Genomic DNA, 25,918 nt, shown 5'->3' on the forward strand with positions numbered 1-25,918 from the left:
CCAGGAGGATTTCGGTGATCAAGTGGATAATCGTCGCGGGCTACCTCGGTGCCATCCTGTATGTGCACTTCCGCGGCAAGGTGCGCCTGCGCCTGTGGCGCCAGCTGCTGGACCATTCGGCCCTGGTGGCCCCGATCAACTGCTTCATGTACGCGTTCTCGGGCGTGCCGCGCACCCCCTACATCCCGGTCGACAGTTTCCCCGACCTGGAAAAGCTGCGCGCGGCGTGGCCGGAGATCCGCGATGAAGGCCTGGCCCTGGCGGCGATGCGCAAGATCAAGGCCGCCGACAAGAACGATGACGCCGGCTTCAATTCCTTCTTCAAGTACGGCTGGAAGCGCTTCTACCTGAAGTGGTACGAGGCCCAGCACCCGTCGGCCGAGCAGTTGTGCCCCAAGACCGTGGCGCTGCTGCGCGAGCTGCCCACGGTCAAGGCGGCGATGTTCGCCGAGCTGCCGCCGGGCGGCAAGCTCAATCCGCACCGCGATCCGTTTGCCGGCTCGCTGCGCTACCACCTGGGCCTGGCCACGCCGAACGATGACCGCTGCTTTATCGAGGTCGACGGCGAACGCCACAGCTGGCGCGACGGCGAAGGCGTGGTGTTCGACGAGACCTACCTGCACTGGGCCGAGAACCGCAGCGATGCCAACCGGCTGATCCTGTTCTGCGATATCGAGCGACCGATGCGCTATGGCTGGGCTGCGAAATTCAACCACTGGATGGGCCGCAAGGTCATGACCGCCGCCAGCTCGCCCAACGACGAGCACGACCAGACCGGCATGATCAACCGGCTGTTCCGCTTTGTCTGGCTGGGCGGCCAGTATCGCCGCCGCTTCAAGGCCTGGAACCGCCAGCTCTACTACGTGGCCAAGTTCGGCCTGATCGTGCTGGGCGTGGTTTTGATCGTCTACCTGTAAGAAGCAAGAGCCGGCGCCAGCCGGCTCTTTCGTTTTGCGGACCTGTTTGCTTCTGCCGGAGATGCCGATGCGCTTTGTTCCCGTAGCCCTCGGGCTGGCCACCAGCCTTGCCGCGACGGCCTGCACCACCACGCCCGCCGAGCGCCCCGCCAGCACTGGTGCCGCCATCGGCATGGCCAATCCTGCCTCGGTCAACTGCGCGCAGCGCGGCGGCAAGCTGCAGATCGTGTCGACGCCGGCGGGTCAGACCGGCCTCTGTACCTTCCCGTCGGGCAAGCAGTGCGAGGAATGGGCGCTGCTGCGCGGCGAGTGCACGCCGGGCTGAAGCGTCGGGCCGTAGCGCCCGTCCTTCAGTCGCGGCGGCGTTCGTTGGCGAGCGCGGCGTAGTGATCGCGCTTGGCCTGGTACATGCGGCTGTCGGCCAGCTTGACGATGTCGCCCAGGCGCTCGCCTTCCTGGCAAGTGGCGTGGCCGATCGAGAAGCTGAGTCGCGTGCCGGGGTAGAACTGGTTGTTCAGCTCCACCACCTTGCCGATCTGCTCGACCACGGTGGCTGCGCCGCGCTCGTCGCGGCCGGGCAGCAGCACCATGAATTCGTCGCCGCCAGTGCGCGCCACGCAGGCCTGCTCGCCCACCGCTTTCTTCAGCACTTCGCCGGTGCGGCGCAGCAGGCTGTCGCCGTCGGCGTGGCCGAACTGGTCGTTGACGACCTTGAGCCCGTTCAGGTCGACCGCCACCACGCTGACCGGCCACGGGCCCTTGCGGCCCAGCCGCGCCAGTTCGTCCTCATAGTAAGCGCGGTTGTAGAGCTTGGTCAGCACGTCGTGCTTGCCGAGGAACTCGACATAGGCCTCGGCCTTCTTGCGCGCCGTGATGTCGGTCAGCGACACCAGCACCTGGTCCCAGTCCGCCTCGCGCCCGGGGAATACCGACCACTGCATGAACACGTCGACGGCGCGGCCGTCGAGCGCGTAGTTGATGACTTCGCGCTGCTGCCACAGCCGGCCGTGCCACAGATCGATCAGCTGCTCGGCAAAGTGGATGCGCATGTCGTCGCGGAACACGTCGCCGAGCCGCGACAGCAGCGTGGCCTTGCTGTCCGCGCCGAACATCAGCAGGGTCTGCTGGTTGACGTCGAGCACGCGGATTTCCTGCATGCAGCGCGAGACAAAGTCAGGGTGGACGTTGAGGAAGGTGCGGAAGTCAGTGATGCCCGCGGCGCGCACCTCGTCGATCAGCACCTTGACCGCGCTGAAGTCCTCGACCCACAGCGACACCGGCGAATGCTCGAACAGGCCCAGCGCATACTGCTCGCTGCGGCGCAGCTCGCGCTCGCTGCGGCGCAGCTCGCGCTCGCTGCGCAGGCGCGGGGTGATGTCCTTGATCGACAGCAGCACCCGCTCCCAGGTCTGTTCGTGCCCCGGCATCACCGTGGCCTCGAGCTGGATGTCGAGCCGCGCGCCGTCCAGCGCGTAGTTGACGGTCTGGCTGGCAAAGCCGTTGGCGCCATCCCACAGTTGGCCGAGTTCTTCGACATGTTGCTCGAACATGTCGTCGCGAAAGACGGTGTCGAGGTTGGCCACCAGGTCGTCGAGGTCGGCCGCGCGGAACATCTCCAGCGTGCGCCGGTTCACCGCGATCACGCGGATCAGCGCGGAACACTGCGCCACCCGCCGCGGGTCGGCGCGCAGGTGCGCGCGCACGTCGGTGATGCCCTGCTGCCGCCATTGCGCGAAGCACTCGCGCACCGCACTGAAGTCTTCCAGCCACAGCGACACGGGTGCCAGCTGGAACAGGGCCTGGTAATCGTCGGGAAGGGTGCGGGTGGGGTCGCCGCTACCCTGGCCGGCGGACTGCGCCACGGATGTACTGGTCAAGGCCATTCTCCTTGTTCTTGTCGTGAAGGTGCGCGGCGGCCGTGGACAACCGATGCGATGCCGCCGGGGACCAGCCGGGCAGCCGCGTGCGCGCCAGCGCACTAGGATAGGCGAGCGGCCGGTAAAAGGGGAGGGTTGTTGCAAAACGGCGCCGGCCCGGGCGCCGGCCAACTCGGCTTCAGCCCGCCAGCCGCTGCACGATCGCGGCGAGCGTGCCGAGCGCGCGCTCGATCTGCGCCGAGCGCGGAGCACCGCAGTTGATGCGCAGGCAGTGGTCGAAGCGCCCGGCGTTGGAAAACATCACGCCCGGCATCACGCGGATGCCGGCCTGCAGCGCCTGGTCGAACACCGCCTCGGACGAGACCTGCGCGGGCAGCTCCACCCACAGGTGCATGCCGCCGCGCGGCGCGCCCAGCCGCGTGCCGGCCGGAAAGCCGGCGGCGATGGCCTGCGTGAACCATTCGCGCTGCGCACGCAGCCGCGAGCGCAGCCGGCGCAGGTGGCGGTCATGCGCGCCCGATGCCAGGAAATCGGCCGCGGCCATCTGCGACAGCATCTCGTTGGGCCGCGACAGTCCGAACTTCAGCATCTCGACGCGCGCCTGCCATCTGCCCGCGGCGATCCAGCCCAGCCGCATGCCGGGCGCCAGCACCTTGTGCAGCGACGCGCAGTGGATCACGTTGCCGCTGCCATCCCAGGCCTTGGCCGCGGCCGGCGTCGCGTCGCTGTCGGCGGTGGCGGAAAAGCAGTCGTCCTCGATCAGCGCGATGCCGCGCGTCTCGCACCATTGCACCAGCCGCGCCTTGTGCGCGTCGGGCATGATGCAGCCGAGCGGGTTCTGCAGGTTTGGCACCACCGCGACCGCGCGGATGTTGTCGTAGTGCTGCGCGGCCAGGTCCAGCGCCTCGAGCGAGATGCCGGTCTGCGGGCTGCATGGGATTTCCAGCGCGCGCATGCCCAGGCTTTCCAGGATCTGCAGCAGGCCGTAGTAGGTGGGGGACTCCACCGCGATCACATCGCCGGGGCCCGCCACCGCGCGCAGGGCCAGGTTCAGCGCCTCGGTGCAGCCGTTGGTGATGGCGATCTCTTCCGGGGCCAGCTGCATGCGGTTGCGCAGCGCCTGCCGTGCGATCGCTGCGCGCAGCGGCTGATAGCCGTCGGGCTCGACGCCCTCGCCGAACAGCTGCGGATGCCGGCGCAGCGCGCGGACCGCGGCACTGCGCAGGGCCTCGGTCGGGTACAGCGAGGGCGCGCAGTAGGCGCCGCCCAGGTTGGTGTGCACGTGCTCGTGCTGGCCGCGCGCGAGCAGGCCGGAAATGCGCTGGTGGATGCCGACATACTGGGCCGGATCGGGCAGCGCGGCGGTGGGTTCGGACAGCGCGGCCAGTGCTGCGCGCCGCGGCGCGGCAACGAAGTAGCCGGAGCGCGGCCGCGCTTCGAGCAGGCCGTCGCTTTCCAGTTGCCGGCAGGCCTGCAGCGCCGTCGACAGGCTTACGCCGTGCAGCGCCATCAGCGCGCGCACCGACGGCATGCGGTCGCCGGTGGCGAGCGTGCCGGAGTCGATGGCGCGGCGGTAATGGCCGGCAAGCTGGCGATAGAGCGGGGTAGTTTCCATGGCGGCATCGTGGCGCGGCGGGCCGCATCGGTACAGATACAGAGGCGGGGGCTCTGTATCGTAACAGGCGGAAATCCTGGTTGCTGTTCCGGTCGCGGCGGTGAGGTCGTGTGCCTGCCGCGCGCGACAGCCGGTCGATACGCTGGAGTCCTGTGCCAGCTACCGGAGTCCTGCCATGCCAAGCGATCTCAACCACGCCCCGACCGTGATGCCAGTGCCGGCCGGCCAGGCCCTGCGGCTGCATGTGGCGGCCGGCACCGTGCTGCATGCCGCCGCCGGCGAGATGGCGCTGGCGGGGCCGATGCAATGGCTCGCCGGCCACTGCCACGTGCCGCAGCGGCATTTGGGGGCGGGCGACACCTGGATCGCTCCCGCGCGCGGCTGGCTGACGGTGTCGGCGAGCCGGGGTGGAGCGTTGTCGGTCACGGTGCCGCCGGGTTGGCTGGCGCGGCTGCGGACGCGGCTGGCGTTGCCCTGGCACCGTCCCCGACCGGCTGCCCAGCCGGCCCCGCTGCGGATTCCCGACCCGGCGCGCCAAAGACGATAAAATTGCGCTCCGGCCGGCCTGGCACATTGGTGTGCCCAACCCCCCGGCCGCAGTTCCCGGGTTCCCCATGCTACGTCTAAGTGAAGTCAAACTCCCGCTCGACCATACCGAAAGCGACCTCGACGCCGCCGTGCGCGCCGGTGCCGCGCAGATCGGCGTCAAGGGAGACGGCCTGATCGGCTATACCGTATTCCGCCGTGCCCACGATGCGCGCAAGCGCTCGGATATCAAGCTGACCTACATCATCGATATCGAAGTGAGCGACGAGGCCGCGGCCATCCGCCGCATGGCCGGCAAGCCGAACTGGAGCGTGACGCCCGACATGGCGTACCACTTCGTCGCGCGCGCGCCGCAGGGCGGTACGCATCCGCGCCCGGTGGTGATCGGCATGGGCCCGTGCGGCCTGCTGGCCGGCCTGATCCTGGCGCAGTCCGGCTTCCGCCCCATCATCCTGGAGCGCGGCAAGGAAGTGCGCGAGCGCACCAAGGACACCTTCGGCCTGTGGCGCAAGAGCGTGCTCAATCCCGAGTCGAACGTGCAGTTCGGAGAAGGCGGCGCCGGCACTTTCTCGGACGGCAAGCTGTACAGCCAGATCAAGGACCCGAAGCACTACGGCCGCAAGGTGCTGAACGAGTTCGTGCGCGCCGGCGCGCCGGAAGACATCCTGTTCAAGGCGCGCCCGCATATCGGCACCTTTCGCCTGGTGAGCATGGTCGAGAAGATGCGCGCGGAGATCATCGAGCTGGGCGGCGAGATCCGCTTCGAAACCCGCGTCGACGACATCGATATCGATGGCGGCCGGGTGCGCGGCCTGAAGCTGTCCAACGGCGAGTACCTCGAGGCCGACCACGTCATCATGGCGGTGGGCCACAGCGCGCGCGACACCTTCCAGATGCTGCACGAGCGCGGCGTGTTCATGGAGGCCAAGCCGTTCTCGCTGGGCTTCCGCATCGAACATCCGCAGGGGCTGATCAACCGCAGCCGCTTTGGCAAGTTCGCGGGCAACAAGCTGCTGGGCGCGGCCGACTACAAGGTGGTGCATCACTGCAGCAATGGCCGTTCGGTGTACAGCTTCTGCATGTGCCCGGGCGGCACCGTGGTGGCCGCGGCGTCGGAGCCCGGCCGCGTGGTGACCAACGGCATGAGCCAGTACAAGCGCGCCGAGCGCAACGCCAATGCCGGCATCGTGGTCGGCATCACGCCGGAAGACTACCCGGGCGGCCCGCTGGCCGGCATCGAGTTCCAGCGCAAGTGGGAAGAGCGCGCGTTCGAGCTGGGCGGGCGCAACTACAACGCGCCGGGCCAGCTGGTCGGCGACTTTATCGCCGGCCGCGCCTCGACCTCGCTGGGCTCGGTCGAGCCTTCCTACAAGCCGGGCGTGACGCCGACCGACCTGAGCACGTCGTTGCCCGACTACGTGATCGAGGCGATCCGCGAAGGCATTCCCGAAATCGACAAGAAGCTGCCGGGCTTCGCGCTGCACGACGCGGTGCTGACCGGGGTCGAGACGCGCACCTCGTCGCCGCTGCGCATCCGCCGCAACCACGACGACTACCAGAGCATCAACGTCAAGGGCTTGTACCCCGCGGGCGAGGGCGCGGGCTATGCGGGCGGGATCTATTCCGCGGCAATCGACGGCATCGAAGTGGCCGAGGCGGTGGCGCTCAGCATCGTCGGCGGCAGGGCGGTTTAAGCCTGCGTCCTGAGATAAGCCGCGGCTCCCAGCGCCGCGGTGCGGCCGCTGGCGAAGCATGCCGTCAGCAGGTAGCCGCCGGTGGGCGCTTCCCAGTCCAGCATCTCGCCCGCGCAGAACACGCCGGGCACGGCGCGCAGCATCAGGCTGGCATCCATCGCTTCGAAGCGCACGCCGCCGGCGCTGCTGATGACTTCGTCGATCGGGCGCGGGCGCAGCACGCGCAAGGGCAGCGCCTTCAGCGACACGGCCAGCGTGCCGGGATCGAGCATGGCGTCGCGGGACAGGCATTCGCGCAGCAGGCCGGCCTTGACGCCGGTGATGCCGAGCCGGCTCTGCAAGTGGCTCGACAGCGAACGCGAGCCGCGCGGATGCTCGACCTGCGCGCTGACCTGTTCGGCGCTGTGCGACGGCAGCAGGTCGAGGTGGATGGTGGCCTCGCCATCGGCTTCGATGCGGTCGCGGATCGGCGCCGACAGTGCATAGACCAGGCTGCCTTCGATGCCGTCGCGGCTGATGACGAATTCGCCCTGGCGATAGTGCGCTTTCCCTTCGCGGTCGTTCAGCGCGATCGCCACCGGCTTGACCGGCGCGCCGGCAAAGCGGGCGGCAAAGTCCTCGCTCCATGCCACGTCGAACCCGCAGTTGGCCGGCCGCAGCGGCGCGATCTCGACGCCGCGCCCGGCCAGCCGCGGCAACCATGCGCCATCGGAACCCAGCCTGGCCCAGCTTGCGCCACCCAGCGCCAGCACCACGGCGCGTGCGCGCACGACCGTGTCGCCGTGCGGCGTGGCAAAGCGCAGCGCATGCCCCGTGCCGTCTCCATCGTCCCAGCCCAGCCAGCGATGCCGCATATGGAACTGCACGCCCGACTCGCGCAGCCGGTGCAGCCAGGCGCGCAGCATCGGCGCGGCCTTCATGTCGGTCGGAAAGACGCGGCCGGAGCTGCCGACGAAGGTCTCGATGCCCAGCCCATGCACCCAGTCGCGCAGCGCCTGCGCGCCGAAGCCGGCCAGCATCGGCGCCAGCTGCGCGGTGCGCGCGCCGTAGCGGCCCAGGAAGGCCGGCTCCGGCTCGGCATGGGTCAGGTTCATGCCGCCCTTGCCGGCCATCAGGAACTTGCGCCCGACCGACGGCATTGCGTCATAGACCGCCACGCTGGCGCCCTGCGCCGCCAGCACTTCGGCCGCCATCAGCCCGGCCGGGCCGCCGCCGATGACGGCGACGTCGGGAGTGGCATGGTCAGGGGCGGGCGTGGCGGTAGAGGGCATCGGCGGGGCTCGGCAGGGCAGGGGTGTTTCCGCCGCGGATTATAGAGCCTGCGGCAGCGCTAGAATGACGGTTTGCCGCACCTTGCCATCATGTCTTCCGCCACGCACTCCGCCAGCCACCCCGACGATGCCGTCATTGCCGCCACCCGCCATTGGCTCGAGCGCGCGGTGATCGGGCTCAACCTGTGCCCGTTCGCCAAGAGCGTGTACGTGAAGGAGCAGGTGCGTTATGTGGTCAGCCCCGTCGCAGAGGCGCCCGACGTGATGGATGACCTGGAGCGCGAACTGCGCCTGCTGGCCGATGCCGACCCCGCGCAGGTCGACACCACCCTGCTTATCCTGCCGCACGCGGTGGCCGATTTCCTCGACTTCAACGACCTGCTGTACTTCGCCGAGCGCCTGCTCGCCAGCCTGGGGCTGGAAGGCACGCTGCAGATCGCCAGCTTCCATCCGCACTACCAGTTTGCCGGGACCGAGCCGGACGATATCGAGAACTACACCAACCGCGCGCCGTACCCCATCCTGCACCTGCTGCGCGAGGATTCGATCGCGCGCGCGGCGGCGGCGTTTCCCGATGCGGCGGACATCTACGAGCGCAACCAGGCGGTCATGCGCCGCCTCGGCCACGAGGGCTGGCAACGCTGGATGGCGGGTGACGATGAGCCGGGGCCCGGGCCTGGATCCGAGCCCGGGAAGCCGTAGTTACGCCGCTACCGGCGCGGTGAAGAAGCGCTCGCGCATTTCTTCCAGCCCCAGCCGGGCCAGCACCTCTTCCAGCCGCTCGGCCGGACGGCGGCGCGGCAGGTCCTTGTACTGCGCGATGATCAGTTCGTTCTTCATCGAGTGTTCCCAGCCCACCAGCTCGGTCACGCTTACCTGGTAGCCGTGCGCCTCCAGCTGCAGGCAACGCAGCACGTTGGTCACCTGGCTGCCGAACTCGCGCGTATGCAGCGGGTGGCGCCAGATCTCCGTGAGCGGATTGCCCGCCAGCAGCTTGCCCTTGTGCTTGCGCAGCACGCTCGCCACCTCGGCCTGGCAGCACGGCACCAGCACGATGTGCTGCGCGCGCTTGGCCAGTGCGAAGCGGATGGCGTCATCGGTGGCGGTATTGCACGCATGCAGCGCGGTGACCACGTCGACGGTGGGCGGCAGCTGCGGCGAGGTGATCGAATCCGCCACCGACAGGTTCAGGAAAGACATCCCCGGAAACCCCAGCCGCGCCGCCAGCGCCTGCGAGGTCTTCACCAGTTCTTCGCGGGTCTCGATGCCGTAGATGTGCGAGTCGTCCTGCAGGGCCTTGAAGAACAGGTCATACAGGATGAAGCCCAGATACGACTTGCCGGCGCCGTGGTCTACCAGCGTGACGCGGCCGCGCGCGGCCTTGACTTCCTGCAGCAGCGGTTCGATGAACTGGAACAGGTGGTAGACCTGCTTGAGCTTGCGCCGGCTGTCCTGGTTCATCTTGCCGTCGCGCGTCAGGATATGGAGTTCCTTGAGCAGCTCGATGGACTGGCCGGGGCGGATTTCGTGGGTGTTTGACATGGAGGGGGACTGCACAGGCTGCGGGGCGCGGCGCGCCCCCGGAATGGCGACAGTTTACCGAAAAGTCGCCCGGCGGCCGCCGGGGCTTACCGTGTGCGCTAAAGTTCCCGGCGCACCTGCCGTTGGTGATGAATCGATAACAAGCAGAGCGCCGGCTTCCGCCGTCGCCGCCAGACGATTCAGGGGACGCATGACGCATGAATCGGGACTGCGCCTGGAGCTTGCCGAGCCGGGCGAACAGGTGCACGCACGCTACACGCCGCAGCCGGGCCGCCTGCCGCCGGACCCGGCCAGCCTGCGCCAATGCCTGGCCGACCTGGGCTGGTCCGGCGCGCGGCTGGATGCGCGCGCGGTGGCGCAGTTCCTGGCGCAATGCCAGCGGGCCGAGCATGAGATCGACGCCACCATCGGCGCCCTGGTCGACGGCGCGTTCGAGCTCGATATCACCGCCGACGGCCTGGCCGTGCGGCTGACGCTGATGCCAGCGGAGGGCGGCCGGCCGGTCAGCGCGGACGAGATCCGCCGCGCCATGGCGGAGCGCGGCGTGGTGGCGCCGATCCAGTCGCTCGCACTGGACGCGGCACTGGCCGAAGGCGGCTGCGAATTGCGCACCATTGCCGCAGGCATCTCGCCGCGGCAGGGCGAGCCCGCGCGCTTCATCAGCCTGCTGGAGCCGCGCAAGCCGGCGCACAGCGACGTCGATGCCGGCAAGCTCGATCTGCGCGAGCTGGGCAACCTGCTGCTGGTCAGCCCCGGCACGCCGCTGATGCGGCGCATTGCGGCGGTGCCGGGCCATGCCGGCGTCGACGTGTTCGGCAAGCCGATTGCCGCCGATGCGGTCGACGACCCGCCATTTGCCGAGGGCCTGACCGGCGCGGCGGCGGATGCGGACGACCCCGGACTGCTGCGCGCGGTGATTGCCGGATCGCCGGTGGTCGGCGTATACGGCATCTCGGTCAGCCCCGTGGTGCAGGTCGAATCGGTGGACCTGCACTCCGGCAACGTGGCGTTCGATGGCACCCTGCGCGTGTCGGGCGACATCCGCACCGGCATGTCGGTCAATGTCAGCGGCGACGTGGTGGTCGAAGGCACCATCGAAGCCGCCAGCGTCGAGGCCGGCGGCGACGTCATCGTCAAGGGCGGCATTATCGGCAAGTCCGAAAGCGCCCATGCCGAAGGCGGCATCAGCCGCGCCAGCGTGCGCTGCAAGGGCGCGGTGAAGGCGCGCTTCATCGAGAATGCGGTGGTCGAGGCCGGCACCGAGGTCACCGTCGACAGCGGCATCCGCCAGAGCGATGTCGCCGCCGGCCAGCGCATCGTGGTGGGCGGCACCGGTGTGCAGGGCAGCATCAGCGGCGGCCGCAGCCGGGCCTTGCTGGCGGTGCGCGCCGCGGTGCTGGGCGCGCCGGCCGGCACCGCCACCAGCATCCAGGTGGGCCTCAATCCCTATGCCGACGCGCAGCGCGACGCGCTCGAGGCCAAGCGCCGGCGCATGCTGGAGGAGCAGAACAAGGTCAGGCAGCTGGTGGACTTCTTTGCCAAGCACCCGGAGCGCGCCGTCGGCGACCTGCGCGAAAAGGCGCGCGCGACGCTGTTCAAGCTGTCGCGCGAGATGTTTGAACTGGAGGCGCGCCTGAGCGAACTGGGACAGCAGATGCAGCCTGCCGCCGATGCCGTCATCGACGCCGCGCGGCGCATCCATGGCGGGGTCACGCTGCAGGTGGGCAGTCGCGTGCTCAAAGTGATGGAAGACAAGCCCGGTGGCCAGATCCGGCTGCTCGACGACCGCATTACGGTCGGCTGAATCGTGCGCTGGCTCGATCCCGCTTTGATCCGTGGGGATTTGTACTATCCTGCAGGTATGTCCTGGGGTGCCGCAGGATGGGCGACCGAGCTAGCGTTGGGCAATGAATGCAGAAGCGGATCAGCACTCTGTGGAAGCGTTACACCGAACCGACACACGTGGCACTTGATTGAACGGGAAGGCCAGCCATCGCGCTGGCCTTTCTGTTTTTGCGCCGGCCCTTTTGCAAGTATCGCAAGCACCGGAAGCGTGGCACGGTAGGCTTGCGGTTTATGCCGCCCACAGCCGCAACTCGTGCAGTCCGCTGCGCGCCACGCGTGTGCCAAGCGCGCTTCCCTGTGCTTCGAACATGGCTTGCAGCCATGCCATGTCGACTTCGCGCGCATACGCCAGCCGGAAGTGGCTGCGCCGCAAGGGCACCAGCCGCAGGTCCGCGCTGCCGCCGCCATCGAAGCTGACGAATGCCATCAGCGCCAGGTCCGGGCGGTAGGTATCGTATCCGCCGATGCCCTCGTAGTCGTTGATGAAATCGCCGCAGCCATACAGGATCGGCTTGCCTCCATGCAGCTCGATGCCGAGCGGGTGATGCGAGGAATGCCCGTGCACGATGTCGATGCCGGCGTGCTCGACCAGCGCACGGGCGAAGGCGCGTTGCGCGGGATCGATGTGGTAGCCCCAGTTCGGGCCCCAGTGGATCGACAGCACCATCACATCGCCGGGGCGGCGCAGCTGATGGGCCTGCGCGGCAATGCGCTGCTGCGAGGCCGCGGACCAGTCGTCCAGCAGGTTCACGCCCGAGTGCCCGGCGGTGGCGCGCCACGCCGCCGGCGTGCCGGCGTTAGTCATGGCGAAGGCGAGCACCACCACGCGACCACCGCCGGGCCGAGGCAGCACCGCGGCGCGGGCCGCGCTGGCCTCGTCGGGACCGGCGCCGGCGCGCGCGATGTGCGCGCCGTCCAGTGCGTCGAGCGTATCGGCCAGGCCCGCGCGGCCCCAGTCCAGCACATGGTTGTTGGCAAGTACCGCGCAGTCGATGCCGGCGGCCTGCAGGCAATCCACATTGCGCGGATGCATGCGGTAGTGCACGGACTTGCCGGGCCAGGCATCGTCGCTGGTGGTAATGGCGGTTTCCAGGTTGGCGATGCGCGGCCGCGCCGCACGGCTTGCCAGTTCCGCCAGCGCATCGCCCCACGGATAGTCGGGCCCCGCCGGGCGCGCGATCGGGCCGGCCTTGCGTTCCGCCAGGCGCACGTAGTCGAGCGCGGAATGCACATACGATTCATGCAGCAGCGGCTGGCTGGGATGCGCCAGGATCTGGTCGATGCCGCGACCGGTCATCACGTCGCCGCACAGGAACAGGGGAGGTTGGCTGGGAGTATCCATCGTGCAGGCGCACGGCGCGCGGGCACCGTGCCTCCATGATAGGCCGCGCGGCCACGCTGCATCCGGGCCCACCCGCGGAATGCGCCGCGCGCGGCGCGCATTTACATTCGCGCGGTGCCTGCCTTAAATGATGAAGTCATCGGTCTTCGTGGCCATTTTTTTGCTCCTGACGCCGCGTGTCGTCCGATGTTTACAACTCGGGAGGCAGATCATGGCCCAGCCATCGCAGGAACATATTGAAGCACTCAAGGCGCAGCTGCGCGGACGCTTGCTGCAGCCGGGCGACGGCGGCTATGACGACGCGCGCCGGATCTGGAACGCGATGATCGATCGCCACCCACAGTGGATCGTGCAGGCCGCGGGCGCTGCCGACGTTGTGGCGGCGGTGAACTTTGCGCGCGAGCACGGCGTGCTGCTGTCGGTACGCGGCGGCGGCCACAATATCGGCGGGCTGGCGATCTGCGAGGGCGGCATGGTGCTGGACCTGTCGACGATGCGCTCGGTGCGCGTCGATCCCCACGCGCAGCGCGCGTGGGTGGAGCCGGGCGCCACGCTGCGCGACTTCGACCATGAAGCGCAGGCGCAGGGCCTGGCCACGCCGCTCGGCATCAATTCCACCACCGGCGTGGCCGGGCTGACGCTGGGCGGCGGCTTCGGCTGGCTCAGCCGCAAGTTCGGCACCACGGTCGACAACCTGGTGTCGGCGCAGGTGGTTACCGCCGACGGCAAGCTGGTGCGTGCCAGCAGCGACGAGAACGCCGACCTGTTCTGGGCGCTGCGTGGCGGCGGCGGCAACTTCGGCGTGGTGACGATGTTCGAGTTCCGGCTGCATCCGGTGGGACCGCAGGTCTATGGCGGACTGATCGTCTATCCGCTGGAGCAGGCCGCCAGCGTGCTGCCGGCCTATCGCGAACTGTATGAATCGATGCCCGATGAACTGACTGTGTGGGTGGTGCTGCGGCAGGCGCCGCCGCTGCCGTTCCTGCCGCCCGAGGTGCACGGCAAGCCGGTGGCCGCGCTGGCGATCTGCTATATCGGTCCCCCGGAGCAGGGGCCGCAGCTGGTCGAGCCGCTGCGCCGGCTCGGCACGCCGTATGGCGAGCACCTGGGGCCGATGCCGCTCACCGCGTGGCAGCAGGCCTTCGATCCGCTGCTGACGCCTGGCGCGCGCAACTACTGGAAGTCGCATAACTTTGGCGGGCTGGACGACGGGCTGATCGCGATGCTGATCGAGCAGATCGGCAAGCTGCCATCGCCGCAATGCGAGGTCTTTATCGGCGCGATGGGCGGGCAGACCAACCGCGTCGCGCCCGACGCCACCGCCTACGCCAACCGCGACGCCAAGTTCATCATGAACCTGCACGGGCGCTGGGACAGCCCCGCGGACGACGACCGGTGCATCGGCTGGGCGCGCGAGGTGTTCCGCGCGGCGGCGCCGTTCGCGCTGGGCAGCGTCTATGTCAACTTCCTCACCCAGGAGGAGGTGGACCGCGTCGGCGCTGCCTATGGGCCGAACTACGACCGGCTGGTGGAAGTGAAGCGGCGCTACGATCCCGATAACCTGTTCCGCCATAACCACAATATCAATCCCGCGGGCTGAAAGGCGTATCACGTGGCGGGCTGGAGCGGGGCAGGGCGACCTGCTCCGCCTTCACGCGGCTGCAATACGGCCATGCCAGCATCGCCGCGACCGCGTTGTATCCACAGGGAGAGCAAGCAGATGAGACCGGGCGAAGCAGAGCTGGTGCGGCGCATCCACAACGAGGTGGCCGACTACTACGACGAAGAGATCGAACTGGAACTGGACGACCGCGAGGCCAGCGAGGCCTTCGGCGATCCCGTGCACCTGGACGACCAGGCCGAGCAGGACAGCCGCCGGAAATATTTCCGCGAGCTGTTCCGGCTGCAAGGCGAACTGGTGCGGCTGCAGAGCTGGGTCGCCGCCACCGGGCACAAGGTCGTGATCCTGTTCGAGGGGCGCGACGCCGCCGGCAAGGGCGGCGTGATCAAGCGCATCACCCAGCGGCTGAACCCGCGCGTGTGCCGCGTTGCCGCGCTGCCCGCGCCCAACGACCGCGAACGCACCCAGTGGTACTTCCAGCGCTACGTCGCGCACCTGCCCGCCGCCGGCGAGATCGTGCTGTTCGACCGCAGCTGGTACAACCGCGCCGGCGTCGAGCGCGTGATGGGCTTCTGTACCGACGACCAGTACGAAGAGTTCTTCCGCTCCGTGCCCGAATTCGAAAAGATGCTGGTGCGTTCCGGCATCCAGGTGATCAAGTACTGGTTCTCGATCACGCACGACGAGCAGCGCCTGCGCTTCCTCAGCCGCATCCATGACCCGCTCAAGCAGTGGAAGCTCAGCCCGATGGACCTGGAATCGCAGCGCCGCTGGGAAGACTACACCCGGGCCAAGGAGATCATGCTCGAGCGCACCCACATCGCCGAGGCGCCATGGTGGGTGGTGCAGGCCGACGACAAGAAGCGCGCGCGGCTGAACTGCATCCATCACTTTCTGAGCCTGGTGCCGTATGCGGAAGTGGAATCCCCCACGGTAGTGCTGCCCGGGCGCGAGCGACACGAGGATTACGTGCGCCAGCCGGTGCCAAAGGAGATGATCGTGCCGGAGGTGTACTGAGCGATGCTCGGGGCCTAGGGTATCCACGGGGTGCGCCATCGGCCCCATGCCGAAGGCGGCTACCTATAATGAAAACGGCCACCCCGACATCCGCGGCGGCCGTGATCGTGGAACTGCTAGCTTTCTGGGCGGCCATGCTTGCCGCCTATCTCCTGATGAAGCGTGCCGGCTGCTTCAGCCAGCCGGTGCTCTATCCCGATCTGGATCACCCCTTCCGCTACTGGTGGGCGCAACGGCTGGGGCGCCAGCCGGCGGCATTGCCGCTGCCCCCCTGTACACCGCCGTCATCGCAAGAACGCAGGCAACAAAAAACCCGGAGAGCGTGACGCTGTCCGGGTTTGAGCGGGGCTGGGCCCTGGAATTCTGGTGGTGCCGAAGAGAGGAATCGAACCCCCGACCTTCTCATTACGAATGAGCTGCTCTACCGACTGAGCTACTTCGGCAACATGTTCCGGCGATCTGGAACAGCCCGCAATAGTAGCAGCGTTTCCCGGCCTTGTGAAGCCCTTTTGTGTCGCCGATGTCATCCGGCGCCGGCACGAAAAACGGGGCGCGGAGCGCCCGTTTCAGGCTGGCCTTGGCCGGAATCAGGCCTTGGCTTGCGCTTCCTGGTGGTAGCGCGTAACGCGCTCCACTTCGTTCTTCGAGCCCAGGATCACCGAGACGCGCTGGTGCAGCTTTTCCGGCTGCACGTCGAGGATGCGCTGCTCACCGTTGGTGGCGGCGCCGCCGGCCTGTTCGACCAGCATCGCCATCGGGTTGGCCTCGTACATCAGGCGCAGCTTGCCGGGCTTTTCCGGCTCGCGCTTGTCCCACGGGTACATGAAGATGCCGCCGCGGGTCAGGATGCGGTGCACGTCGGCGACCATCGAGGCCACCCAGCGCATGTTGAAGTTCTTGCCGCGCGGGCCTTCGTCGCCAGCCAGGCACTCGTCGATGTACTTGCGCACCGGCGGGGCCCAGTGGCGCATGTTCGACATGTTGATGGCGAATTCCTTGGTGTCTTCCGGAATCGTGACGTTGGACTGGGTCAGCACGAAGCTGCCGGCCTCGCGGTCCAGCGTGAACATGTGCACGCCGTTGCCGACCGTCAGCACCAGCGTGGTCTGCGGGCCGTACACGGCGTAGCCGGCGGCGACCTGGTGCGTGCCGGGCTGCAGGAAGTCGGCCTCGGTCACGGTCTGGCCCGGCTTGGGCATGTGCAGCACCGAGAAGATAGTGCCGATCGAGACGTTGACGTCGATGTTCGACGAGCCGTCGAGCGGGTCGAACATCAGCAGGTATTCGCCCTTCGGGTAGCGGTTGGGAATCTCGTAGAACGATTCCATTTCTTCCGACGCCATCGCGGCCAGGTGGCCGCCCCATTCGTTGGCGTCGAGCAGCACTTCGTTGGCGATCACGTCCAGCTTCTGCTGGGTTTCGCCCTGGACGTTGCCGGTGCCGGCCGAGCCAAGCACGCCGGCGAGGGCGCCCTTGCTGACGGCGTTGGAAATGGCCTTGCAGGCGCGCGCGACCACTTCGATCAGCAGCCGCAGTTCGGGCTGGATGGTGTTGTGCTTGCGCTGCTCCTCGACCAGGTAGCGGGTCAGGCTGATGCGAGTCATGGTTGGTTCTCCTTGGATGGCCGCAATTCTACATGCCCGGCCGTGCCGGGCCGGGCATCGGGGACGTCGGCCGGCCGCGCTCAGCCGGCCAGCGCCTTGCCGACGATCTCGCGCACGTCGCGCGACAGCGTGCTGCAGGCGGCGACGCGTTCCAGCTCGGCGCGCATGCGGTCGCGCAACGCCAGTTCATATTTCTGCCAGCGGTCCATCACCCGCGCCAGGCGCGCCGCCACCTGGGGGTTGATGGCGTCCAGCGCCAGCACCTGGTCGGCCCAGAAGCGGTAGCCCGAGCCGTCCTCGGCGTGGAACTGCGCCGGGTTGCCGGAGCAGAAGCTGAAGATCAGCGAGCGCGCGCGGTTGGGGTTGCGCAGGTTGAAGGCGGGATGCTCCATCAGCGCGCGCACGGTGTCGATGGTGCGCTTGCCCGCGTGCGGGCCACCGGCCTGCGGGCCGACGCTGCCGCGCTGCATGCCTTGCAGCGAGAACCATTTGTCGATCACCAGCGCGTCGTCTTCGAAGCGCTGGTAGAAGTCCGCCAGCGCATGCTCGCGGCCGGGGGCGAAGCTGTTGACCAGTGCCGACAGCGCGGCGAAGCGGTCGGTCATGTTATCGGCCTGCTGGTATTGCTGGTCGGCCAGCGTCTGCATCGCGGCGTCGCCGCTGTCGGCCAGGTAGCCGAGCGCGAGGTTGCGCAGCGCGCGCTTCGCCGCCGAGGCGGCATCGGGCGAATACGGGCCCGGCGTGGCATTGGCTTCGTAGGCGGCCAGCCAGTCCGCCTGCAGCGCGCGCGCCAGGCCTTCGCGCATGAACTGGCGCGCGCGGTGGATGGCGGCGGGATCGGCCACGCCCATGCGCTCGGCCAGGTAGGCCTCGGCGGGCAACACCAGGGCCTGCTCGCGGAAGGCGGGGTTGAGCGTGTCGTCGGTCAGCACCGCGCGCATGGCGCGCACCAGTGCGGGATCGAGCCTGAGCTCGCGCCCGGCCTGCACGTCGGCCACCAGCTGCAGCAGCGCCCGCGTGGCCAGGCGCTGGCCGGCTTCCCAGCGGTTGAAGGCATCGCTGTCGTGCGACAGCTGGAAGGTCAGCTGCGCGTCGGTGTACTCGGCATCGACGATCACCGGCGCGGAGAAATTGCGCAGCAGCGACGGCAGCGGGGCCTCGGCGCCGCGCGGCAGGTTGATGAAGCGGAAGCTCTGCTCGGCCTGGGTGAAGTCGAGCACGCGCGTGGTGCCTGCGGGCGCGCTTTCGCCTTCCAGCTGCAGCGGCAGGTCGTTGCCGTCGGCGCCCAGCAGGCCGAGCGCGAACGGGATATGGAAGGGCTGCTTGTCGGGCGTGCCGGTACGGGTCTCGATGCCGACCTTGGGGCAGCGCTGCGACAGCGTCAGCGTCAGGCTGCCGTCGTCGCCGTTCCACGCGGTGCGCGCGGTCACCACCGGCGTGCCGGCCTGGCTGTACCAGAGCCCGAACTGGCTCAGGTCGCGGCCGTTGGCATCGGCCATGGCGGCGCGGAAGTCGTCGCAGGTCACGGCCTGCCCGTCATGGCGCTGGAAGTACAGGTCCATGCCCTTGCGGAAGCCGTCGCGGCCCAGCAGGGTCTGATACATGCGCACCACCTCGGCGCCTTTCTCGTACACCGTGACGGTGTAGAAGTTGTTGATCTCTTCATAGCTGTCGGGGCGCACCGGGTGCGCCATCGGGCCGGCGTCCTCGGGGAACTGCACCTGGCGCAGCACGCGCACGTCCTCGATGCGCTTGACCGCGCGTCCCGATTCCGAGCCCATCATGTCGGCCGAGAATTCCTGGTCGCGGAACACCGTCAGGCCTTCCTTCAGCGACAGCTGGAACCAGTCGCGGCAGGTCACGCGGTTGCCGGTCCAGTTGTGGAAGTACTCGTGGCCGACCACCGCCTCGATATTGGCGAAGTCGGTGTCGGTGGCGGTTTCCGCGTTGGCCAGCACGTACTTGGTGTTGAAGATGTTCAGGCCCTTGTTCTCCATCGCGCCCATGTTGAAGTCGCCCACGGCGACGATCATGAAGCGCTCGAGATCCAGCTCCAGCCCGAAGCGGCGCTCGTCCCAGCGGATCGAATGGACCAGCGAATCCATTGCGTGGCGGGTCTTGTCGAGATCGCGCGGCTCGACCCACACCTGCAGCAGCTTGTCCTTGCCGGAGGCGGACCGGATCCGTTGCTCGATGCATTCGAGCTTGCCCGCGACCAGCGCGAACAGGTAGGACGGCTTGGGGAACGGGTCTTCCCACACGGCTTCGTGGCGGCCGTCGTGCAGTTCGCGCTGGCTCACCAGGTTGCCGTTGGACAGCAGCACCGGATAGGCGGCGCGGTCGGCGCGCAGCGTGACGCGGTAGGTCGCCATCACGTCGGGGCGGTCGAGGAAATAGGTGATGCGGCGGAAGCCCTCGGCCTCGCACTGGGTGAAGAAGTTGCCGTTGGACACATAGAGGCCCGACAGCGTGGTATTGGCCGCGGGCTGGCACGCGGTGGTGATTTCCAGCGTGCCCTGCGCCGGCAGGCCGGCAAGCGTCAGCGTGCCGCCATCCTGGGTGGCGTTGGCCACGGGCTTGCCGTCCAGGCTGACGCCGATCAGTTCGAGTTCTTCGCCGGCCAGCACCAGCGGCGCGTCGGGGGCGCTTGCCGTGCGCGCGAAGCGCAGCGTGCTGGTGACGACGGTGCGCTGGGGATCGAGCTCCAGCACCAGCGCGGCGTGGTCGATGGCGAACGGCGGCGGGGTATAGTCCTTGCGATAGACGGTAACGGGCGTGTCGGTGCGCAGCATGGAGGGATCCTGTCTTCGGAAGACCGTTAGGAAAAGGGGGCGGCCACGCGCGTGCAAGCAGAGCATGGCGCTGAAGTCCTCATTGTAGCCAAGGGGTCGCGGCGCGGTCTGGCCGGCGCCGCACCAAGCGGGCACGGGGAATTCCGCGGGGCCGGCGTGGTCTCAGAGACACGCAGGGTTTCAGTGGACAGAAGAGCGAGGTAGCACTATGTGGCAGCGCGCAGGCGGTGTCGGCAATGAAAGGGCAGTGGGACGGTGGCCGGGGCCGCGCAGGATATGGGGCGCGCTGGCGCTGCTGGCGGCGCTGCTGCTGACGGGATGCGCCAGCACCGTGACCACCGATGTCACGGCGTTCCGCCAGCCCGGCTGGCAAAACGACGCGCCGCGCACCTACAGCTTCGAGCGCAGCGCCGAGCAGGCGGCCCAGCTCGACCGGCAGACCTATGAACAATGGCTGGCGGCGGCGCTGGCCGAGCTCGGCTTCGAGCAGGTGCCGGCCCGGCAGGCGCGCTACCTGGTCAGCATGGACTACGACTCGGCGCCGGGGCTGGTGCGCGTGGCCGAGACGGTCTACCCGGACCCGTGGTATGGCCCGTGGGGCCCGTACTGGGGCCCGTACTGGGGACCGGGTTATTACCGGCCGTGGGGTCCCTGGGGACCATGGGGCCCTTGGGGTCCGGGCTACTGGCCGCCGCAGACGGTGGTGCGCGACGTGCCGGTGACGTTCTCGAGCCTGCGGGTTTATTTCAGGGATGCGGCCAGCGGCAAGCGGGTCTGGCAGGTCACGGCGCAGAACCAGGCCGAGAACAGCAGCCTGCCGGCGATGATGCCCTACCTGATCCGCAGTGCCTTCACCGACTTCCCGTCCGACAGCGGCCGTCCGCGTCGGGTGACGCTGGAGGTGGAGAAGAGCGCCAGGTAAGGCGACAACCTGGGCAGCAAAACCGGACCGGTCCGGCCGCTCCGTGCAATGCGTGCGGATGCATGCAGGAGCATGCTTCTGCACTGCAATTGCATACCCAATGGTAAAAGCTGTTTAACGGCCAGAATCCGCCCAAAATGCGGCCTGCAGGCGTGCAGCGGTGGTACTTTGCGCGGGCGCGTGGGCTAGAATAGCTGCTCGATTTTTCCGGCCTGGCGGCCGGAATCGTCAGTTTCGCTGCCAGAGCTTGTCCTTCGCTGCCGGCTTGTCGCTTGAGCCGGGCCGAACCATGGCGGGAGAGGGGCGCTTCCGGTCCGGGCCATTTTCCGGACGAGCCAATGAGCAGCAAGAACGGCGGTGATGCACCGCAACATGCCCCGAACAGTCCTGAAGCGCAGCTGCGCCTCGCCGCGCTGGAATACCACCGCAGCCCGACCAAGGGCAAGATCCAGGTCACCGCGACCAAGGCGCTGTCCAACCAGCGCGACCTGTCGCTGGCCTATTCGCCGGGCGTAGCCTACGCCTGCGAGGAAATCGCCAAGGATCCCGCCACCGCCGCCGAGTACACCTCGCGCGCCAACCTGGTGGCCGTGGTCACCAACGGCACCGCGGTGCTGGGTCTGGGCGACATCGGCCCGCTGGCCGGCAAGCCGGTGATGGAGGGCAAGGGCTGCCTGTTCAAGAAGTTCGCCGGCATCGACGTGTTCGACATCGAACTCGACGCGCGCGACCCGGACCAGATCGTCGAGATCGTCGCCGCGCTGGAGCCCACGCTGGGCGGCGTAAACCTCGAAGACATCAAGGCGCCGGAGTGCTTCTACATCGAGCAGAAGCTGCGCGAGCGCATGAACATTCCGGTGTTCCATGACGACCAGCACGGCACCGCGATCATCTCGGCGGCGGCGCTGCTCAATGGCCTGAAGGTGGTCGGCAAGGACATCGCCAAGGTGAAGATGGCGGTGTCGGGCGCCGGCGCCGCGGCGATCGCCTGCCTGGACACCATGGTGAGCCTGGGCGTGAAGCGCGAGAACATCTCGGTGGTCGACTCCAAGGGCGTGATCTATGTGGGCCGCGACGCCAACATGGAGGCCAACAAGGCCCGCTACGCGCAGGACACCTCGGCCCGCACGCTGGCCGACATCGTCAAGGGCGCCGACGTGTTCCTGGGCTGCTCGACCGCCGGCGTGCTGACCGGCGACATGGTCAAAACCATGGCCGACCAGCCCATCATCCTGGCGCTGGCCAACCCCGAGCCGGAAATCCGCCCGGAAGTGGCCAAGGCCGCGCGCCCGGACTGCATCATCGCCACCGGCCGTTCGGACTACCCGAACCAGGTCAACAACGTGCTGTGCTTCCCGTACATCTTCCGCGGCGCGCTCGATTGCGGCGCCACCAAGATCACGGAAGCGATGAAGCTGGCCTGCGTGAAGGCGATCGCCGAGCTGGCCGAAGCCGAGCTCAACGATGCAGTCGCCGCGGCTTACGGTGGCCGCGAGCTGAAGTTCGGCCCCGACTACATCATCCCGACGCCGTTCGACCAGCGCCTGATCGAGAAGATCGCGCCGGCGGTGGCCAGGGCCGCCGAAGAGTCCGGCGTGGCCACGCGTCCGATCAAAGACCTGGAAGCGTACCGCCAGCAGCTCTCCACCTACGTCTACCACACCGGCCTGATCATGAAGCCGGTGTTCTCGGCCGCAAAGGCCGCGCCCAAGCGCGTGGCCTACGCCGAGGGCGAGGAAGAGCGCGTGCTGCGCGCGGTGCAGGGCGTGGTCGACGAAGGCCTGGCCCGCCCGATCCTGATCGGCCGTCCGCACGTGATCCAGATGCGCATCGACAAGGCCGGCCTGCGCCTGAAGCCGGGCGTGGACTTCGAGCTGATCAACCCCGAGGACGATCCGCGCTACCGCGCCTACCATGAGGCCTACCATGCGCTGCGCGGCCGCGACGGCGTGACCCCGGACATGGCCAAGGTGGCGCTGCGCCGCTCCAACACGCTGATCGGCACCATGCTGATGCACATGGGCGACGCCGACGCGCTGCTGTGCGGCACGGTGGGCCGCTTCGAGGCCCACCTCGAGCACGTGCGCGATGTGATTGGCCTGGCGCCGGGCGCGCATGTGTTCGCGGCGATGAACGCGCTGATGCTCGAGAAGTACACGCTGTTCATCACCGACACCTTCGTCAACGACGACCCCAGCGCGGAACAGCTGGCGGCCATCACCCAGCTGGCCGCCGAGGAGATCGCGCGCTTCGGCCTGCAGCCCAAGGTGGCGCTGATGTCGCACTCGATGTTCGGCTCGTCGACGCGCCCGTCGGCGCGCAAGATGCGCGAGGCCGCGCAGATCCTCGCGCGCGAGGCACCGCACCTGGAGGTGGAAGGCGAGATGCAGGGCGATGCCGCGCTGGTCGAAGACGTGCGCCGCCACTTCCTGCCGTCGACCAAGCTGGCCGGCAGCGCCAACCTGCTGGTGATGCCGACACTGGACGCCGCCAACATTGCCTTCAACCTGCTCAAGATCACGGGCGGACAGGGCGTGACGGTCGGCCCGATCCTGCTGGGCGCGGCCAAGCCGGTGCACATCCTCAACCCGCAGGCCACCACGCGCCGGATCGTCAATATGACGGCCGTTGCCGTGGCCGAGTGCAACGCGGTGCGCTGATCCGCCGCGCGGCGTTTGCCATGCAAAAGGCCGGGTCAATTGACCCGGCCTTTTTGTTTGTTGCCCCGCCGCATCCGCGCACCCAAGGGCAGGTTGGGATGGTGGCTATTGCAGCACGTTGTACTGCTCGCGCATGACCACGATAATCGATTTTGCCGCTGCGAGCTGGTGTCCCAGGTTGTCGATGGACTCCTGCGGGAAATCGACCTCGGCGCTCCAGTTGCAACCGGTATGGTCAGGCTGGTGCATTCGTACCGCGTGCAGCTCGCACTCGCCGCACTCGGGGTTGTTGTCGAGGCACTGGTTCAGGATGGCCATCAGTTCAGACCGGGTCTTCGCGTATCGCCGCATGTGTCACCTCGCTGCATTGGTTTTTGAGGCCTGGAACACCAATCTAGGAAGCGCGCCGGGGCCAATCCAATTGAATCCGCCTATGGAGCGGCAGTTTCCAATCCGGCGCGGGAGCGCGCGGGGCGTGGCGCAGCGCAGCATTATCCAAGGGGGGAAGTTGCGCGCGATGCGCGTCGCGCGCAAAGAAAAAGCCCGCCGAAAGGCGGGCTCCAGTGCTGCCGGTGACGCGTTCAGCGCATCAGAACTTGTGGCGCACGCCCACGCCGAAGGTATCGCCGTGCTCGATGCCGGTGATCTTGTCGTAGTAGTAGGCGGCGTACACGTCGGTGCGCTTGGACAGGTTGTAGTCGTAGGCGACGGCAAAGGTATTGCGCTTGAAGTCGCCCAGCGAGTTGTCGACCTTGCCGTAGGCGTACGACGCCAGCAGGTTGCCGGCGCCGATCGGCACCGAGGCGCCGAACTGGCCGTCGATGTGCTTGATGTCGCCCGACGGCGCGGTGGTGGCGCGGGTCTTGATGTACTGGCCCTGCGCGAACAGCTTGACCACCTTGAAGTCGTAGGACAGGCCGATCTGCGCGGCGTCCTGGCGCGACAGGCCGAGATCGGACATGTCGGTCGGCACGTTGTTGAAGCGGACCTGCTGGTAGGCCACGGTCGCGGCGAACGGGCCGTTGAAGTACAGGACGTTGCCGCCGAACTTCTGCTTGCCCGCGGCGCCCGGCTGCTCGCCGAAGCCGTAGATGAAGTTGGCGGTCAGCCCGCCGAAGTTTGGCGTGCTGTACACCACCGAGTTGTTCCAGCCCGAATCGCCGATGATGCCGGGATCGGCGACGGCGCCGCTGACCGCGCCGAAGTAGGTGTGGAAGATCGTCGGCGAGAACACGTACGAGTCGACCAGCGGGTTGAACAGGATAGTCGAGATGAAGTACGGCGTGGTGTTGCGGCCCAGCTTGATGGTGCCGGCCTTGTCGTTCTGCAGGCCGACATAGGCGTTGCGGCTGAACATCGAGTCGCCTTCGAAGCGGCCGCTGCGGCCGGCGTCCGTGCGGAAGAAGCCGTTCAGGTCGAAGATGGCTTTGGTGCCGCCGCCCAGGTCTTCGGTGCCTTTGATGCCCCAGTAAGACGTCTGCATGCCGCCCGAGTTGGCGACCCAGGCGCGCTCGCCCGAGCCCGGGCTCTTCACGCCGCCGACGAACATATCAGCCTGGCCGTACAGCGTGACGCTGGACTGGGCCATGGCAGCGCCGGAAAAAAGGGTAGCCGCTACCGCCGCCAGCTTGAGCGCCGGCTTGTACTGCTTCTGCATTGTTAGACCTCCGTGGTTTTGATCCTGCTTGGAACGTTGTGTACTGGGTCCCTGACGGGTTCTTGTCATGTCTTTTTGCTTTTATTCGTGCCGCCTGGCCGGGGCTCGGTGTGGTGTTGCATGGGAGGCCGGCGGCATCGGGGTACAGCGTTTTTTGTTATACAGGTGACGCTTTTTTGCTCAGGCGGATACTAAGTCGTCAAGACGGAACTGTGCAATGCGATGGATCTGGTTGATGCAAGTTTGCAACTCTTGCTGCGGCGTGTTTTCAACGCGGCGCGCGAACTCGGCGATGATGCCGTGGCGGTCGTAGCCGCGCACCGCGAGGATGAACGGGAAGCCGAACTTCTGGTTGTATGCCGCGTTGAGCGACTGCAGGCGGTCGAACTCCTCGGGCGTGCATTGGTTCAGGCCGGCGCCGCTCTGCTCGCGCGTCGACTCGGCGGTTAGTTCGCCGCGCACGGCGGCCTTGCCGGCCAGCTCCGGGTGGGCGCGCACCAGCTTCAGTTGCGCCGCCTCGCCGGCTTCATCGACGGCCTGGCGCAGCGCCTGCGCCAGCGCGGCGCCATCGGCGAAGGGCCGTTGCGCGGCGGCGGTCTCGGCAAACCACGGCGAATGTTCGTAGATGCCGCCCAGCACCTGCACGAATTCCGCGACCGGCATGGTGTTGAGTTGGGCGATGGTGTAGGTCTGGCTCATGCTTGATTCCGGGGGGTGTAGGGGTGGGTGGCGGCCCAGTGCCGGGCGATATCGACACGGCGGCAGATCCAGACCTGGTCGTGTCCCTGCACGTAGTCGAGGAAGCGCTGCAGCGCGCGGAAGCGGCCCGGGCGGCCGAGCAGGCGGCAGTGCATGCCGATCGACAGCATCTTGGGGCTGTCCTGTCCCGCGGGATCGCCTTCTTCATACAGCACGTCGAACGCATCCTTCAGGTACTGGAAGAACTGCTCGCCGGTGTTGAAGCCCTGCGGCGTGGCGAAGCGCATGTCGTTCGAG

Annotated in this window: 21 protein-coding genes, 1 tRNA gene and 1 pseudogene; 11 read left to right on the forward strand and 12 right to left on the reverse strand. The window is 67.9% G+C overall.

All coding sequences use genetic code 11. The features are described from left to right. Positions 1-14 precede the first annotated feature (14 nt). Complete coding sequence (lpxO, locus tag MKD50_RS21160) at positions 15-917, forward strand: lipid A hydroxylase LpxO (protein WP_252668561.1); 903 nt, start codon at positions 15-17, stop codon at positions 915-917. A 67-nt stretch (positions 918-984) separates the two neighbouring features. Next, the gene (locus MKD50_RS21165) at positions 985-1,242 is read left to right on the forward strand and encodes a putative hemolysin (RefSeq protein ID WP_115706359.1); all 258 of its coding nucleotides are present in this window, start codon (positions 985-987) and stop codon (positions 1,240-1,242) included. Between the two features lie 25 nt (positions 1,243-1,267). Here the strand turns inward: MKD50_RS21165 and MKD50_RS21170 are convergent, their stop codons facing one another. Further along, positions 1,268-2,794 carry a sensor domain-containing diguanylate cyclase gene (locus MKD50_RS21170; protein ID WP_371925381.1) on the reverse strand — a complete coding sequence of 509 codons (1,527 nt, stop codon included), beginning with the start codon at positions 2,792-2,794 and terminating at the stop codon, positions 1,268-1,270. Between the two features lie 178 nt (positions 2,795-2,972). Then, positions 2,973-4,409 carry an aminotransferase-like domain-containing protein gene (locus tag MKD50_RS21175; RefSeq protein ID WP_252668565.1) on the reverse strand — a complete coding sequence of 479 codons (1,437 nt, stop codon included), beginning with the start codon at positions 4,407-4,409 and terminating at the stop codon, positions 2,973-2,975. Between the two features lie 175 nt (positions 4,410-4,584). Here MKD50_RS21175 and MKD50_RS21180 point away from each other — a divergent pair, with 175 nt between their 5' ends. Both MKD50_RS21180 and MKD50_RS21185 read left to right on the forward strand, forming a co-directional pair. Next, positions 4,585-4,956 (forward strand): hypothetical protein, encoded by a 372-nt coding sequence (locus tag MKD50_RS21180; protein WP_252668566.1) that lies wholly within the window; start codon positions 4,585-4,587, stop codon positions 4,954-4,956. A gap of 67 nt (positions 4,957-5,023) precedes the next feature. Continuing rightward, the gene (locus tag MKD50_RS21185; protein WP_115706362.1) at positions 5,024-6,649 is read left to right on the forward strand and encodes an NAD(P)/FAD-dependent oxidoreductase; all 1,626 of its coding nucleotides are present in this window, start codon (positions 5,024-5,026) and stop codon (positions 6,647-6,649) included. Here the strand turns inward: MKD50_RS21185 and MKD50_RS21190 are convergent. Continuing rightward, the gene (locus MKD50_RS21190) at positions 6,646-7,920 is read right to left on the reverse strand and encodes a TIGR03862 family flavoprotein (RefSeq protein WP_252668567.1); all 1,275 of its coding nucleotides are present in this window, start codon (positions 7,918-7,920) and stop codon (positions 6,646-6,648) included. The two genes, MKD50_RS21185 and MKD50_RS21190, sit on opposite strands and share 4 nt — an antisense overlap. Positions 7,921-8,010: 90 nt before the next feature. Between MKD50_RS21190 and MKD50_RS21195 the strand changes: the two genes are divergently transcribed. Beyond that, entirely contained in the window at positions 8,011-8,622 is a 612-nt protein-coding gene (locus tag MKD50_RS21195; protein ID WP_115706583.1) for a DUF1415 domain-containing protein, read from the forward strand. Here the strand turns inward: MKD50_RS21195 and MKD50_RS21200 are convergent, their stop codons facing one another. Beyond that, positions 8,623-9,462, reverse strand: a complete 840-nt coding sequence (locus tag MKD50_RS21200) for a class I SAM-dependent methyltransferase (protein WP_240073927.1) — start codon at positions 9,460-9,462, stop codon at positions 8,623-8,625. 190 nt (positions 9,463-9,652) lie between these two features. Between MKD50_RS21200 and MKD50_RS21205 the strand changes: the two genes are divergently transcribed. After that, complete coding sequence (locus MKD50_RS21205) at positions 9,653-11,266, forward strand: flagellar assembly protein A (RefSeq protein WP_252668568.1); 1,614 nt, start codon at positions 9,653-9,655, stop codon at positions 11,264-11,266. Between the two features lie 270 nt (positions 11,267-11,536). On the opposite strand, the gene MKD50_RS21210 is transcribed toward MKD50_RS21205, so the two are convergent. Next, entirely contained in the window at positions 11,537-12,649 is a 1,113-nt protein-coding gene (locus MKD50_RS21210) for a CapA family protein (protein WP_115706366.1), read from the reverse strand. Positions 12,650-12,860: 211 nt separating this feature from the next. Between MKD50_RS21210 and MKD50_RS21215 the strand changes: the two genes are divergently transcribed. The 3 genes from MKD50_RS21215 (at position 12,861) to MKD50_RS21225 (ending at position 15,613) form a co-directional block, all read left to right on the forward strand. Further along, positions 12,861-14,249: an FAD-binding oxidoreductase gene (locus MKD50_RS21215; protein WP_115706367.1), complete on the forward strand. Its 1,389-nt coding sequence runs from the start codon at positions 12,861-12,863 to the stop codon at positions 14,247-14,249. 120 nt (positions 14,250-14,369) lie between these two features. Beyond that, positions 14,370-15,287: a polyphosphate kinase 2 gene (gene ppk2, locus MKD50_RS21220; protein ID WP_115706368.1), complete on the forward strand. Its 918-nt coding sequence runs from the start codon at positions 14,370-14,372 to the stop codon at positions 15,285-15,287. Positions 15,288-15,355: 68 nt separating this feature from the next. Further along, positions 15,356-15,613 carry a hypothetical protein gene (locus tag MKD50_RS21225; protein ID WP_115706369.1) on the forward strand — a complete coding sequence of 86 codons (258 nt, stop codon included), beginning with the start codon at positions 15,356-15,358 and terminating at the stop codon, positions 15,611-15,613. Between the two features lie 41 nt (positions 15,614-15,654). Here the strand turns inward: MKD50_RS21225 and MKD50_RS21230 are convergent. The 3 genes from MKD50_RS21230 to pepN form a co-directional block, all read right to left on the reverse strand. Then, positions 15,655-15,730 (reverse strand) — tRNA-Thr (locus MKD50_RS21230). Positions 15,731-15,874: 144 nt separating this feature from the next. Beyond that, positions 15,875-16,891 (reverse strand): class 1 fructose-bisphosphatase, encoded by a 1,017-nt coding sequence (locus tag MKD50_RS21235; protein ID WP_012352281.1) that lies wholly within the window; start codon positions 16,889-16,891, stop codon positions 15,875-15,877. Between the two features lie 80 nt (positions 16,892-16,971). Beyond that, positions 16,972-19,683 carry an aminopeptidase N gene (pepN, locus tag MKD50_RS21240; protein ID WP_252668569.1) on the reverse strand — a complete coding sequence of 904 codons (2,712 nt, stop codon included), beginning with the start codon at positions 19,681-19,683 and terminating at the stop codon, positions 16,972-16,974. 286 nt (positions 19,684-19,969) lie between these two features. On the opposite strand from pepN, the gene MKD50_RS21245 reads away from it, so the two are divergent. Further along, positions 19,970-20,605 (forward strand): DUF4136 domain-containing protein, encoded by a 636-nt coding sequence (locus tag MKD50_RS21245; protein ID WP_252668575.1) that lies wholly within the window; start codon positions 19,970-19,972, stop codon positions 20,603-20,605. A gap of 338 nt (positions 20,606-20,943) precedes the next feature. Then, on the forward strand, positions 20,944-23,265 hold the full coding sequence (locus tag MKD50_RS21250) for an NADP-dependent malic enzyme (RefSeq protein WP_240073931.1): 2,322 nt from the start codon (positions 20,944-20,946) through the stop codon (positions 23,263-23,265). A 105-nt stretch (positions 23,266-23,370) separates the two neighbouring features. Here the strand turns inward: MKD50_RS21250 and MKD50_RS21255 are convergent, their stop codons facing one another. The 4 genes and pseudogenes from MKD50_RS21255 to MKD50_RS21270 all read right to left on the reverse strand — a co-directional run. After that, positions 23,371-23,616: a hypothetical protein gene (locus MKD50_RS21255; RefSeq protein ID WP_115706372.1), complete on the reverse strand. Its 246-nt coding sequence runs from the start codon at positions 23,614-23,616 to the stop codon at positions 23,371-23,373. Positions 23,617-23,854: 238 nt separating this feature from the next. Then, positions 23,855-24,922 carry a porin gene (locus MKD50_RS21260; protein WP_115706373.1) on the reverse strand — a complete coding sequence of 356 codons (1,068 nt, stop codon included), beginning with the start codon at positions 24,920-24,922 and terminating at the stop codon, positions 23,855-23,857. 180 nt (positions 24,923-25,102) lie between these two features. Then, entirely contained in the window at positions 25,103-25,621 is a 519-nt protein-coding gene (gene uraD, locus MKD50_RS21265; RefSeq protein WP_115706374.1) for a 2-oxo-4-hydroxy-4-carboxy-5-ureidoimidazoline decarboxylase, read from the reverse strand. Continuing rightward, positions 25,618-25,918, reverse strand: a pseudogene (locus MKD50_RS21270) (allantoinase); the annotation flags it as partial. The gene uraD and the pseudogene MKD50_RS21270, both read right to left, overlap by 4 nt.

Source organism: Cupriavidus mimosae, assembly GCF_023952485.1.
Taxonomy (GTDB): Bacteria; Pseudomonadota; Gammaproteobacteria; order Burkholderiales; family Burkholderiaceae; genus Cupriavidus; species Cupriavidus taiwanensis_C.

Bases quoted from the DNA above. Each gene is read 5' to 3' on its own strand.
- MKD50_RS21185 (WP_115706362.1), top strand. From the start codon at position 5,024: ATGCTACGTCTAAGTGAAGTCAAACTCCCGCTCGACCATACCGAAAGC.
- MKD50_RS21190 (WP_252668567.1), bottom strand. From the start codon at position 7,920: ATGCCCTCTACCGCCACGCCCGCCCCTGACCATGCCACTCCCGACGTC.
- MKD50_RS21195 (WP_115706583.1), top strand. From the start codon at position 8,011: ATGTCTTCCGCCACGCACTCCGCCAGCCACCCCGACGATGCCGTCATT.
- ppk2 (WP_115706368.1), top strand. From the start codon at position 14,370: ATGAGACCGGGCGAAGCAGAGCTGGTGCGGCGCATCCACAACGAGGTG.
- MKD50_RS21215 (WP_115706367.1), top strand. From the start codon at position 12,861: ATGGCCCAGCCATCGCAGGAACATATTGAAGCACTCAAGGCGCAGCTG.
- MKD50_RS21255 (WP_115706372.1), bottom strand. From the start codon at position 23,616: ATGCGGCGATACGCGAAGACCCGGTCTGAACTGATGGCCATCCTGAAC.
- pepN (WP_252668569.1), bottom strand. From the start codon at position 19,683: ATGCTGCGCACCGACACGCCCGTTACCGTCTATCGCAAGGACTATACC.
- MKD50_RS21200 (WP_240073927.1), bottom strand. From the start codon at position 9,462: ATGTCAAACACCCACGAAATCCGCCCCGGCCAGTCCATCGAGCTGCTC.
- MKD50_RS21180 (WP_252668566.1), top strand. From the start codon at position 4,585: ATGCCAAGCGATCTCAACCACGCCCCGACCGTGATGCCAGTGCCGGCC.
- MKD50_RS21250 (WP_240073931.1), top strand. From the start codon at position 20,944: ATGAGCAGCAAGAACGGCGGTGATGCACCGCAACATGCCCCGAACAGT.
- MKD50_RS21260 (WP_115706373.1), bottom strand. From the start codon at position 24,922: ATGCAGAAGCAGTACAAGCCGGCGCTCAAGCTGGCGGCGGTAGCGGCT.
- MKD50_RS21205 (WP_252668568.1), top strand. From the start codon at position 9,653: ATGACGCATGAATCGGGACTGCGCCTGGAGCTTGCCGAGCCGGGCGAA.
- MKD50_RS21165 (WP_115706359.1), top strand. From the start codon at position 985: ATGCGCTTTGTTCCCGTAGCCCTCGGGCTGGCCACCAGCCTTGCCGCG.
- MKD50_RS21175 (WP_252668565.1), bottom strand. From the start codon at position 4,409: ATGGAAACTACCCCGCTCTATCGCCAGCTTGCCGGCCATTACCGCCGC.
- MKD50_RS21225 (WP_115706369.1), top strand. From the start codon at position 15,356: ATGAAAACGGCCACCCCGACATCCGCGGCGGCCGTGATCGTGGAACTG.
- MKD50_RS21235 (WP_012352281.1), bottom strand. From the start codon at position 16,891: ATGACTCGCATCAGCCTGACCCGCTACCTGGTCGAGGAGCAGCGCAAG.
- uraD (WP_115706374.1), bottom strand. From the start codon at position 25,621: ATGAGCCAGACCTACACCATCGCCCAACTCAACACCATGCCGGTCGCG.
- MKD50_RS21210 (WP_115706366.1), bottom strand. From the start codon at position 12,649: ATGGATACTCCCAGCCAACCTCCCCTGTTCCTGTGCGGCGACGTGATG.